Annotated in this window: 11 protein-coding genes; 10 read left to right on the top strand and 1 reads right to left on the bottom strand. The window is 47.8% G+C overall.

The window, feature by feature from the left end; genetic code table 11:
- Positions 1-4 precede the first annotated feature (4 nt).
- From dtd to SGLY_RS10435, 9 genes are all read left to right on the top strand, one after another.
- Positions 5-454: a D-aminoacyl-tRNA deacylase gene (gene dtd / locus SGLY_RS10475; protein ID WP_013625264.1), complete on the top strand. Its 450-nt coding sequence runs from the start codon at positions 5-7 to the stop codon at positions 452-454.
- A 15-nt stretch (positions 455-469) separates the two neighbouring features.
- The gene (locus SGLY_RS10470) at positions 470-1,111 is read left to right on the top strand and encodes an MBL fold metallo-hydrolase (protein WP_013625263.1); all 642 of its coding nucleotides are present in this window, start codon (positions 470-472) and stop codon (positions 1,109-1,111) included.
- Positions 1,101-2,657, top strand: a complete 1,557-nt coding sequence (hemZ, locus tag SGLY_RS10465) for a coproporphyrinogen dehydrogenase HemZ (RefSeq protein WP_013625262.1) — start codon at positions 1,101-1,103, stop codon at positions 2,655-2,657. The genes SGLY_RS10470 and hemZ overlap by 11 nt, the downstream gene beginning before the upstream one ends.
- 72 nt (positions 2,658-2,729) lie before the next feature.
- Positions 2,730-3,998 carry a histidine--tRNA ligase gene (gene hisS, locus SGLY_RS10460; RefSeq protein ID WP_013625261.1) on the top strand — a complete coding sequence of 423 codons (1,269 nt, stop codon included), beginning with the start codon at positions 2,730-2,732 and terminating at the stop codon, positions 3,996-3,998.
- 67 nt (positions 3,999-4,065) lie between these two features.
- A complete protein-coding gene (gene aspS / locus SGLY_RS10455; RefSeq protein ID WP_013625260.1) occupies positions 4,066-5,862 on the top strand; it encodes an aspartate--tRNA ligase in 1,797 nt (598 codons plus the stop codon).
- A 110-nt stretch (positions 5,863-5,972) separates the two neighbouring features.
- Positions 5,973-6,281, top strand: a complete 309-nt coding sequence (locus SGLY_RS10450; RefSeq protein ID WP_013625259.1) for a metal-sensitive transcriptional regulator — start codon at positions 5,973-5,975, stop codon at positions 6,279-6,281.
- A gap of 20 nt (positions 6,282-6,301) precedes the next feature.
- Positions 6,302-6,625 carry a thioredoxin gene (gene trxA, locus SGLY_RS10445; protein ID WP_013625258.1) on the top strand — a complete coding sequence of 108 codons (324 nt, stop codon included), beginning with the start codon at positions 6,302-6,304 and terminating at the stop codon, positions 6,623-6,625.
- 196 nt (positions 6,626-6,821) lie between these two features.
- Positions 6,822-8,540 carry a hypothetical protein gene (locus tag SGLY_RS10440; RefSeq protein ID WP_041444781.1) on the top strand — a complete coding sequence of 573 codons (1,719 nt, stop codon included), beginning with the start codon at positions 6,822-6,824 and terminating at the stop codon, positions 8,538-8,540.
- Positions 8,524-8,829 (top strand): EscU/YscU/HrcU family type III secretion system export apparatus switch protein, encoded by a 306-nt coding sequence (locus tag SGLY_RS10435; protein WP_013625255.1) that lies wholly within the window; start codon positions 8,524-8,526, stop codon positions 8,827-8,829. Before SGLY_RS10440 ends, SGLY_RS10435 begins: the two co-directional genes overlap by 17 nt.
- Before the next feature lie 29 nt (positions 8,830-8,858).
- Here the strand turns inward: SGLY_RS10435 and SGLY_RS10430 are convergent, their stop codons facing one another.
- A complete protein-coding gene (locus tag SGLY_RS10430) occupies positions 8,859-9,176 on the bottom strand; it encodes a hypothetical protein (protein ID WP_013625254.1) in 318 nt (105 codons plus the stop codon).
- 183 nt (positions 9,177-9,359) lie between these two features.
- On the opposite strand from SGLY_RS10430, the gene SGLY_RS10425 reads away from it, so the two are divergent.
- Positions 9,360-11,987 (top strand): ATP-dependent DNA helicase, encoded by a 2,628-nt coding sequence (locus SGLY_RS10425; RefSeq protein ID WP_013625253.1) that lies wholly within the window; start codon positions 9,360-9,362, stop codon positions 11,985-11,987.
- Positions 11,988-12,036: the final 49 nt, after the last annotated feature.

Raw genomic sequence — 12,036 nt, 5'->3', positions numbered from 1 at the left:
AACGATGCGGGCTGTCGTGCAGCGGGTGAAAAAGGCTTCAGTGCGGGTAAATCATGAGATCATCTCCCAGATCGGCCGGGGAGTGCTGGTCCTGATCGGGATCGGCCGGAATGAGCAAGAGGAAGATATCGACTGGATGACGGAGAAGATTTCCGGACTGCGCATATTTGAGGATGAACAAGGAAAAATGAACCTGTCGGTCATGGATATAGGGGGAGAAATTTTGATCGTTTCTCAGTTTACCCTGTTTGGAGACTGCCGCAGGGGAAAACGTCCCAGCTTTTCAGAGGCCTGTCCACCCCAAGAGGCAAAGCCGATTTACGACAGGCTGCTCAAAAGGTTTGAGGAAAAAGGAATTGCGGTAAGCACAGGAATTTTTCAGGCGGAGATGGATCTTGACCTGATCAACTGGGGACCGGTCACTCTTCTTCTGGACAGCAGGAAAAATTTTTAACAGGGAGGATCAAGCATGATCGAAGGGATCAAAACACCCGGAATGGGAACAAATTGTTACCTTGTTTCCTGTCCGGAAACAAAAAAAGCCTTACTGGTTGATCCGGGAGCGGGAGCCGAGGGCATCCTGGAATGGATCAGCCAAAAAAATGTAGAGGTTATCGGGATTTTACTGACGCACGGACATTATGACCACATCGGAGCACTGGAAGAAGTCCGGGACGCTTTAAAGGTAAAGGTTTATATTCACCGGGACGACGCGCCGATGCTGGCAGATCCGCAAAAGAATTTATCAGCCTATGGGGGGAGAAACATCAGGGTAGAGAAAGGGGCGGATGTTCTCCTGCAGGAAAACGATGTCCTGGAAATCGGTCAACTGACCTATACGGTCCTTCATACCCCCGGACATACCCCAGGCTGCATATGCTTGCTGGGCCCGGACGGGCTGTTGAGCGGGGATACTCTTTTCTGCAGGTCGATCGGCAGAACGGATTTTCCGGGAGGAAGTATGTTAAACATCCTGAACAGCATCAATGGCAAGCTGATGCTGCTGAGGGATGAGACCAAAGTATTTCCGGGACATGAAAGCACGACCACAATCGGTGAGGAAAGGAGATACAATCCTTATCTGAACGGCGATTACGAGGATGACGAATAAGATTGAACTGCACGGGTTAAAGGTGGATTCCCAGATTTTAACCAATTCGCGGGCTCTTGTTTCCGCCTTTGTTCAACACAAAAATATTGTGGTCAGAGAAGCCGGGGCCGGGAAGCCTGAGGAAAAAGAATATCCGGATTCTGAGTGTCCGGCAGTCATCCTGATTGAGGCCGAAACACTCACTGATCCCGGCTGGATCAGAGGGAAATGGATCGTAGAAAACAGGGAAACCGAAACAGTCCTGATGTCTGCGGAGGAAATAGAATTTTTAGGGGACCTTCCTGTTGCAGGCAGGGAAACAACGATCCAGGTAGCCGTGAAACAGGTGATCTGCCGCCTGTTGGCCAGAGTTACCGGAATGATGCCGCCATGGGGGATCATGACCGGGATCAGGCCCGGAAAATTGGTCACAGCAATGCATAAGCTGGGTATCCCCGAAACGGACCAGGAGAGGGTCCTCAGCCGGAAATACCTGGTGGTCCCGGAAAAGATCCGCCTTCTTCAAACAGTTTTTTCTGTCCAGGAGCCTTTCCAGCCACAAACAAAGAAACAACAACGGTTTGTTTCTTTATATATTTCCGTACCTTTTTGTCCGAGCCGCTGTTCTTACTGTTCCTTTGCTTTTGCGGAGAGCACCGGGCAGGACAGCACGATCTCCGGATATTTGAGTGCCCTGGTCCGGGAAATTGAGCTTGCGGGAGGCTTGCTGACAAGGACTTCTTTTTTGGTCAATCATCTTTATATCGGCGGCGGCACCCCTACGGTTCTGGACAGCGCCAGGCTGGAGATCCTGCTCAAAAAGATCAAAGCAGAGATCCCTCTGGCAGATGATGTGGAATATACGGTTGAGGCCGGCCGGCCGGATACGATGAATCAAGAGAAGCTTCTCTGTTTAAAGCGTTATGGGGTCAACCGACTCAGCATAAATCCTCAATCCATGAATGACGGCACGTTGAGAGCGATCGGCAGAAGACATACAGTCCAGGATATTTTGGACTGTTATGCTTTGGCCCGTGAAATCGGGGATTGGATCATCAATATGGATATCATTCTCGGACTGCCGGGAGAAGGACCGGAAGAGGTAGAACAAACCGTGCGGGCGGTTCTCAGCCTGAAGCCCGACAATCTGGCAGTTCATGCCATGTCTTTAAAGAGAAGATCCAAGCAATGGGAAGCAGGTGCGGCCATCAATGGAGGGGTGCTTTGGCAGGAGGTTCAGGAAGGTGTTTTCCGGAAGATCCAACAGGCCGGTTATGGTCCGTATTATTTATACAGACAAAAAAATATTTCCGGCAATCTGGAGAATGTCGGCTTCTGTCTTCCGGGCAAAGAAGGCCGCTATAATATCGCCGTGATTGAGGAAAACCAAAATATTCTGGGGCTGGGGGCCGGCGCCTGCAGCAAAATTATGGCGGAGGATTTTGCCGGGCATCAGAATATCTACCAGCCAATTGATGTTTTGACCTACATGGAAGGGTACGAGAGAGTTCACGCCAGGAGAAGCAAGCTATTTTATTCTTCTGAAATAAAACGGAATATGGTATAATATAAAATTAGTTTGCAGCAATATCTTTGCGGCGGCAGTAGTGCTTTACCGTTTCTTTTAGGGGGATTTAAGATGAAGATTCAAAGACCGAAAGGCACCCAGGACATCATCCCGGGCATCATTGAGAAATGGCACGTTCTTGAAGGGCAGATCCGAAAAATCTGCGAGGAATACGGTTTTCAAGAGATCAGAACACCGATATTTGAAGCAACAGAGCTGTTTCAACGGGGGGTCGGGGAAACGACCGACATCGTCAACAAGGAAATGTATACCTTTCAGGATAAAGGGAACAGGTCCATGACTCTGCGGCCTGAAGGAACGGCGGCAGTTTGCCGGGCTTTTGTGGAAAATAAGCTTTATGCCTTGCCTCAGCCTGTCAAGCTCTATTATCGCGGACCAATGTTCAGGTATGAGAATACGCAGGCAGGAAGGTTCCGGCAATTCAGCCAATTCGGGGCGGAAGTGTTCGGGGGAGAAGATCCTCTTGTAGATGCCGAGGTCATCCAGCTGGTCTGGGAATTGTTTAACCGCCTCGGATTGAAGGATCTGGTCATCCAGATCAATTCCGTGGGCTGTCCTGTTTGCCGGGCAGAACATAAATCAAAGCTTCAGGCGTTTTTAGAACCCAAAAAGGAAGAACTCTGCGCCGATTGCCAGTCAAGATTTGACCGTAATCCGCTGAGAATTTTGGATTGTAAAAGCAAACACTGTAAAGAATTAATCAAAGGCGCACCGACGATCTTGGAGATGCTTTGTGCCGACTGCCGGGATCATTTTACCAAGCTGCAGGAATACTTAGAAGCAGTGGGTATCGCTTATGTTGTTGATGCCGGAATGGTCCGCGGTTTGGATTATTACCGCAAAACCGCTTTTGAGGTTCTTGTGCGGGAAATCGGAGCGCAAAGTGCCATTTGCGGCGGCGGGAGATATGACGGTCTGGTCGAAGAAATCGGGGGGCCGTCAACACCGGGGATCGGCTTTGCGATGGGGATCGAGAGAGTGATCAGCGCCCTGGAGTCCCAAAAGATTGACATCGCGGCAGAACAGGCCGAAAGTGTCACGATTATCGCACTTGGAGAAGCGGCTCGCCTGGAAAGCTTTAAACTTGTTTCCGTTCTCCGGAAAAGAGGAATAAAGAGTTTCCTGGACGTTTTAGGGCGCAATATGAAATCCCAGATGAAAGCGGCGGACCGGGCCGGTTCCAAAATAGCAGTCATCATCGGGGAAGATGAGCTGGCCAGAAAGACAGCTGTTCTTCGTGATATGAAAACAGGCGGACAGGCTGAAATTCCCTTGGATTTACTGGCGGAAAAAATAGAAGAACTGTTCAAGAGATCATGAAAAATTTTTGCGGTAAGAACTGTCACCGGGGCAATCATTGAATACATAGTAAAATAGGAGGACGATCATGTTAAAGGGAAGAACTGAAGCCGGTTTATTAACGGAAGAAATGATTGGGCAGAAGGTCAAGCTGTTTGGCTGGGTTCAAACAAGGAGAGATCACGGGGGTGTTATCTTTGTTGATCTGCGGGACCGTTCCGGTGTCGTCCAGGTTGTTTTCAATCCTGACATGGCGAATGAAGGTTTTTTGTCGGCGGAAAGATTGCGTTCAGAATATGTTGTTGAACTGGAAGGATTGGTCAGACAGAGGCCGGAGGGTTCGGAAAATCCCAGCATGACGACCGGCGGGATTGAGGTTGTTGTCGGTGAGTTTGCGATCTTAAACAGGGCCAAGACCCCTGCTTTCTATATTCAGGATAATCTTGAAGTTGATGAAACGGTTCGGCTGAAGTACCGCTATCTTGATTTAAGAAGACCGGAGCTGCAAAAAGTCTTGATGGTTAAGCATAAAGTGATGCAAATCATGAGAAGCTTTTTAGACCAAAATGGATTTTTGGAAATTGAAACACCGATCCTGGGCAGGTCGACACCGGAGGGAGCAAGGGACTACCTGGTGCCGAGCCGGGTCAATCAGGGATGTTTTTACGGGCTTCCCCAGTCTCCTCAGATTTATAAACAGCTGCTGATGGTTGCGGGCGTGGAAAAGTATTTTCAGATTGCCCGCTGTTTCAGGGATGAGGACCTCCGGGCCGACAGGCAGCCGGAGTTTACCCAATTGGATATGGAGATGTCCTTTATTGAAATAGAAGACATTATTCCTTTGATGGAACAGCTGATCGCGAAGATCTTTCTTGAAGTGACAGGAAAAGAGATCCCTCTTCCCTTGCCGCGCCTCAGCTATGCTGAAGCAATGGAGAGATATGGTTCCGATAAGCCGGACACCCGCTTTGGCCTTGAACTGGTGGATGTGGCCCAGGTTGTCAGGGAGAGCGGATTTAAAGTCTTTGCCGATACGGTGGCCAAAGGCGGACGGGTGATGGCCGTCTGTGCGAAGGGATGTTCGGGTATGCCCCGCCGGGAACTGGATGATTTGACCAAATTCGTAAGCCAGTATGGAGCGAAAGGGTTAGCCTATATTGTCCTGGCCGAAGAGGGAATGAAGTCCCCGATTATTAAATTCTTTACAGAAGAAGAAATTCAGCGGATCATCGCCGCAGTGGGCGGAGAAACCGGTGATATCATTTTCTTCTGCGCCGATAAAGAGGATATTGTTTTTCATGCTTTGGGGAACTTGAGGATAGAGCTGGCCAAACGCCTGCGGTTGATCCCCGGGGATGCGGTCAATTGTCTCTGGGTTACGGAGTTTCCGCTTCTGGAATATGATGAGGAAGAAAAGCGTTTTGCCGCCAAGCACCACCAGTTTACGGCGCCGATGAATGAAGACAGGGAGCTGTTGGATACTGATCCGCTTAACGTGCGGTCCAAAGCTTATGATATGGTGCTGAACGGCATGGAGCTGGGCGGGGGCAGTATCCGTATCCATCAGCGCGATATTCAGGAAAAGATTTTCAAGCTTATCGGTTTATCCGAGGAAGAAGCTCATGAAAAATTCGGCTATCTGCTGGATGCCTTTGAATACGGGACTCCGCCCCACGGCGGACTGGCTTTCGGTTTAGACAGACTAATCATGATTTTGACCGGCCGGGATAACATCAGAGATGTGATTGCCTTTCCCAAGACGCAAAGTGCCAGCTGCCTGATGATGCAAGCGCCTTCGGCAGTGTCCGGGCAGCAGCTGAAAGAACTGCACATCAAAACAGAGAGCGGCGTCAAAAATGGACAGAATAAAACCCAGAATAATTGATCATGATAGAATCATTGAGCAGATCAAACAATCCTATTGACAAGTGGATCATTTAAGGCTATAGTGAGGTTAAAGCTACCCCCTTGGGGTATTGTGAGCAGGAGCTTCTGATGAACGAAGAAAAGATGAACAACAACAGATCAAATCAGGACTCAGATCAAGAATTGACCAGGGAAGACGTCTTCAAGAGACTCAGGAGAATTGAGGGTCAAGTCAAGGGTCTTCAACGTATGCTTACGGAAGATAAGCCCTGTTCCGAGGTGCTGGTTCAGGTCGCGGCGGTGAAAGCGGCAATGAATAAAGTGGGAATCTTAATCTTTCAGACCCATTCGAAGCAATGTCTGGAAAATGTTTTGAACGGCGAGAAGGAAAAAGAGATAGATAATTTAATGGACTTGCTTAACCGATTCATCAAATAAACATTAGGAGGGGATTTACAATGGCTGATGTAAAAACATTTACTTCTCAAAACTGGCAGAATGAAGTCCTCGATGCCGACAAGCCTGTTTTAGTGGATTTTTGGGCTTCCTGGTGCGGTCCCTGCCGGATGATTGGTCCGGTAGTGGAAGAATTGGCCGGAGACTATGACGGGAAAGTGATTGTTGGCAAGCTTAATGTTGACGAGCAGGGCGAGATTGCCCAAAAATATGGAATTATGAGTATTCCGTCGCTCCTCTTATTTAAAAATGGTCAGATCAAGGAAAAGACGGTAGGGTTCAGAGGTAAAGGGGATTTAGTAAAAATCATTGATTCCAGCCTGTAAAATCAGAAAGCTTCAGGGTTTGGAGAGTTTATGGGGAAGGGCTTAAGGGAAGCCTCGTGCGGCCAGATAAACGGCCATCGAATGTTTAGCAATATTCGATGGCCGTTTGCCGTTCAGGGGCAGGTCAATATTCAGGATTTCAGCAGTTCTTACGATAGTTTAGCTAGAAGATAAAATCATAAGTGTGGTAAGTGATATGGGACTAAACTATGTGAATTCATTGATTCTTCCGATGAGAATCGCCAACCTGGTCGAAGGGATCTCCTTCAAAGTCGGGGAGAGCCTGGCCATTCATATCATCAGCTTAAAGGATGGCGGCCAGGCTGAAGTTTCTATCGGCAATCAGAAATACTTAGCCAGTTTTGAAAACAGTGTCAAGGCGGGAGAGTCTTTTACAGCCGTCATCAGTGAGATCAGTGAAGACAGCGTTACACTGCTTAAGGCCAACCAGGATAAGCTTATTCTGGAAATGGGAATTTTGAGCAAAAACGGAAAGGCTGTTTCCTTCAATCAAACGACAGAAGGGAAGAACAGCAACCAGGATCCCGGCCTTAGGGACACCTTTGAGGCCGAGGGGGCCGCAAACAGGATGAATAGAAACCAGGGTGCCGGTGGGGAGAACAGAGAGGCCAATCCCATGGCCAGAGAAGCTATTGGCGGGAACAGAGAGGCCAACACCATAAGCAAAGAGTCCGCCGCGATAAACAGAGAACCCGCTGCGATAAACAGAGAGCCCGCTGCCGCAAGCAGAGAGTCTGGTGCCGCAAATAAGGAGCCCGCTGCCGCAGGCAGAGAATCAGGGACGATAAACAGAGAATCCAATGCTGTGCAGAGAGAGCCCTTTGTTGTCAACAGAGAGCCCAATGCGGTGAACAGAGGAGCTTTGAACTCCATAAATATTAATTCGGAGAAAATTGGCCAGGGAATGATTCTGGAAGTCGGCCAAAAAGTAGTGATCGATATCATTAAGATGCAGAGCAATGGCGAAGCGGAAATCAGGATCGGCGGTCAGAAGATAGCGGCCAATGTCGAGGCCAAGGTAAGAACAGGAGATTCCTTTCCGGCTGTTGTGAGGGAAATCAGCGATGAAGGCGCGGTCCTGGTCAGAATCACTCAAGATAAGGCTGTTTTAAACAGGGGGATTCCCCTCAATGATGAGGTCAAGAGCCTGATCGAGAATTTCAGGGAAATAGAGAATAAAACGACGGCCGCTGTGCTGCCGGCCGATGATCTCGGGAAAGTAAGCGAACTGACAAATGCGATCATCACAAACCTGTCTGAAGCCATACCCCAATGGAAGGATATTGATGCCGGGAGCATCCTCCAATTCTTTAGGATGCTTGGCTTAGAGCATGAAAATAAATTGGCGGAAAAGCTTCTCAACAAACAGGAGCATTCTGAGCCCGAGCTCAAAGGAAAGATTATGGATTATCTTTTCGGCCATAGAACTATTCCGCCAGGGGAAAAGGCGGCATTGGAAAATCTGCTGAGCCAGATTACAGGGCAACAGATTTGGCTGCAAAGCGGTTCGGAAGAAAATGCTTTTCTGTTGATGAACATTCCTTGCCGGGAAAATGGGGAGATCTATGAGGCCAGGGTGGCGGTGGAGGGACAAAGAAAAGGGAACAAGATCGATCATAAGCATATGAGGATCGGGCTGATGATTGATACGGAGGCCCTGGGTCCTGTCGGGGCGGATATCGTTGTCTATGACCGTTCACTGGAATTATGTATTTTACATGATGATCCGGAATTAATCAAAGGACTGGTCGCCGGCCTCTTCTCTGAATCCATGCTGGGGTTCAGTAAGATCGGGATTGAGTTAAAGTCGATCAAGGTCAAAAATTTAACCCCTAATGAAAAATTCGGCAAATTTTTGATTGGGGAATCAAGCGGGGTTGATTTATTTGGATAAAAGAATTCAAATTCCCAAGGAAAAAGCGGCTGCCCTGGCTTATGAACATACCGGTGCGCCGCGCGTTGTCGCCAAAGGGGAAGGGTATATTGCCCAAAAAATCATTGAGAAGGCCGGTGAACAAGGCATCCCGATCCAAAAAAACGAAGCCTTGGTCAATGCTTTAATGCTGGTGGAACTATCAGGGGAAATCCCGGTTGAATTGTACGAGGTGGTTGCCCAGGTCTTGGCGTTTATTTACAGGTTGAACAAATCCAAGGTCAAACAAGTCTTCGATCAGGACAGTTAAAGATCAGCGGTGATCATCTGCCGGCAATGTTAAACCAGCTTTTTCAGGCCGGCTTTTTTGTCCAGCTGTTTTTTTGCCAGCATTTGGGCAACCTGACTGGAGTTCCCTAATTCAAGCCCCAGCAGCCTCCACTCTCTGAAGGTATGCCAAAATTGCTGTTCTGAAATGCTGAATGTTTTTTTCTCTGATTCTTCATCAAGGGGCCAAAAAACGTCTACCCATAGTTCTCCCCTGTTGCTTAAAACCATGATATAATGATAAAGTTCTGTATTTGAATGATCTGCATTGCGCATGAGGATATGGGATCTCCCACTGGGGAAATTCGTCTGTAAAAAATGAAGTCTCATCTTATTCTCCTCCGAATACCTTTAGGATGACAATAAAAGTATATCATGAACTCAGGTATCGTGATGTAAAAAGTTTGTTCAATGATCTTTTTTATCTCTTTAATTATACCTGATGATCACCAAAATACATGATCATTTTTCTGGATAGCGTAACAATTCGAGCCAATAAGCGAGAGGGTCTGAATGTTTGGACATGCGGTAATGATCATCAAACTTGTACGTCCTGTTTTGTCCGATGGGGACAGCATTGGAGCACTGCTGATCAAAGAGGATCTGGAACCGCAGTACGGTTATTCTGATCCTGATCAGGCAGAAGAGCTCCAGGGCTTAATTTCCGCAGCGGATGTTTTTGCTTACTATGAGGAGGCCGATCTCGGGTACTTCAGGAAAATGGGGGGCATTCCCCAGACCCGGATCAATGTAAAAAAACTGGCGATGATTCTTTTTCCCCGGGAAGGGAATTACCGCCTGTATCAGCTGGCGGAAAAACTGGGGATAGCAAAGAGCGAAAACGAATTGGATCTGATCAGCGGTATTTTACAAAAATGTGAGGAAAAAGGGAGAACCTTTGATCTTACTTTTTTTTCGGAAACGGCAGATTGGCTGGATCACCCCGAATTAGCCTGCTTTTTTCAAATGCTGAAGAGCGCTGTCCTCAAAGATTATCCGGACAGACCACTGAGGGTCATCGATCAAAATGATTTCCCGGAGGAAGGGCTGTTTTATCAGCCGAGAAAGGAACAGATTCTTGAGGATAAAAACTGGGTGCTGGAGTGTTTTCGGCAGGACGGGCTGTTGGCGGCGGCAATGCCCGGATACGAAAGCAGGGACCTGCAGGTGGAGATGGCCGGCAAGGTGATCGACGGATTCTTGCAGTCCAGGAATACCGTGATCGAAGCGGGTACAGGAACAGGCAAGTCTATCGCGTATTTGCTTCCGGCAGTATGGTGGGCAAGAAAAAATCAGCAAAAGGTTGTTGTCGCCACCCATACCATACCCCTGCAAACTCAGCTTGATCAGAAAGACCTGCCTTTTCTCCATAAAATATTGCCGTTTTCATTCCGCGGCTGTGTGCTGAAAGGAAAAGGCAATTATTACTGCAGAAGGAATGACCAGCTGGAACGCCAAAAGAGGACCCACTTTACGGGAGAGGAAAAAACGGCGTTTTTAAGCCTGTTCGTGTGGCGCCTGGAAACAAGGACAGGGGATTTGAGCGAACTGCCTCAGCAGCCGGGAATGACGTCCGTTTGGAGCAGTTTGGGGGCGGATTCTCTATGTGAACCCGGCCGCTGTCCTTACGCCAAGAGCTGTTATCTGCTGATGGCCAGAAGAAGGGCCGAAAAGGCTGATCTGATCATCATTAACCATTCTTTGCTTTTTTCTGATGTAAAAACAGACAACCAGATTATTCCCGAATACAGTTATTTGATTATTGATGAGGCCCATAACCTGTATCAGACCGCAATCAGCCAGCTTGGCTTTGAATTATCGGCAAGGAGTATCGACTGGCTGCTGAATGGAATCGCCGGTACAGGCCGATTGAGCCTGGTCGCTGCGTTGACCGGCCTGCTCAGAGGAGAACAGTTCAATCTGAACGGTTCAGAACTCAGAGATAAGATCCAGTCTGTTTCTCAAAGCTGTTTGAGCTTGCATGAACAATCCGCCGAGTTATTTTCTTTTTTTGCTTCAGTGATGGGAAACCAAAATGGGATCATCCTTGAGGAAGCATATGTCGGATCAGAAGACCTTTCCTTTTTCTACGTCGGCTTGGAAAACTATCTGGAAAGGTTCAGAACACTGAAAATGGTTCTGGAGTCCATAAATAAACTTTTATTTAGCGATAATGATCAGATCAGCACCATAAAATATGATATGATTAAAAATATCGTAGAACTTGGAGAGATGATCAAGGGTTTAGAGGATATTTTAAAGCAGGACAGGCAGGGCAGAGTAACATATCTTGAAAAAAACAACGGTATATATTTAAAACATTCCTGTATTGATGTGAGCTCGATCATCAGGGAACGTATTCTGGAGAAAAACGCCTCTACGGTGCTGACTTCGGCAACATTAAGTGTCAACGGGAATTTTGATTACTTTACGAAAGATATTGGTCTGACAGAAAATTTCCAGACCGTCATTTATCATTCTCCATTTGATTACAAAGAAAATGTGACCTTTTGCATTGTCAAAGGGCTCGATGTCAGCTCGGCGCCCGGGTCTTTGATGGCCGGAGAAATCGCCGGCTTTATCGGCAGGGCGGCCGCGCTGCTGAAGGGGCGGACCCTGGTCTTATTCACCTCATATCAGCTCATGCAGCATGTCTATCATCAATCAGAACACTGGGCGGCTGCGGAAGGCTTGGATCTCCTGGCCCAGGGCATCAACGGGAGAAGGGAATCCATTTTGAGGAGCTTTATGGAGAATCCCCGCAGTGTTCTGATGGGCACAAACAGCTTCTGGGAAGGGATAGATGTGCCGGGAGAAAAACTGTCTTGTGTGATTATCGTCAAATTGCCGTTTATGTCCCCTTCAATGCCTTTGGTTCAAGCCAGATCGAACAAGCTGGAGGAAGAGGGAAGGAATCCATTTATCGAGCTTTTATTGCCGGAAGCTGTCATCAGGTTTCGCCAGGGGTTCGGCAGACTGATCCGTTCCGGGACGGACAGCGGAGTAATGATTTTACTTGATGACAGGGTATTGAAAAAGTATTATGGACGATACTTTTTGGACGCGCTGCCGATCGAACAATATTTTACAGGAAGAAGTGAGGAAGTATTAGCAAAGATGAACAAGCTGGTTGCGGAATAATCAGCTGTGTGTTAAATGACGCATAAAGAAAAAAGACGATTTGTGAATT

This window comes from Syntrophobotulus glycolicus DSM 8271 (assembly GCF_000190635.1).
Lineage (GTDB): Bacteria > Bacillota > Desulfitobacteriia > Desulfitobacteriales > Syntrophobotulaceae > Syntrophobotulus > Syntrophobotulus glycolicus.
Note: the sequence above shows the minus strand (reverse complement) of the source record. Positions and strands in the feature narration are given on the sequence as shown.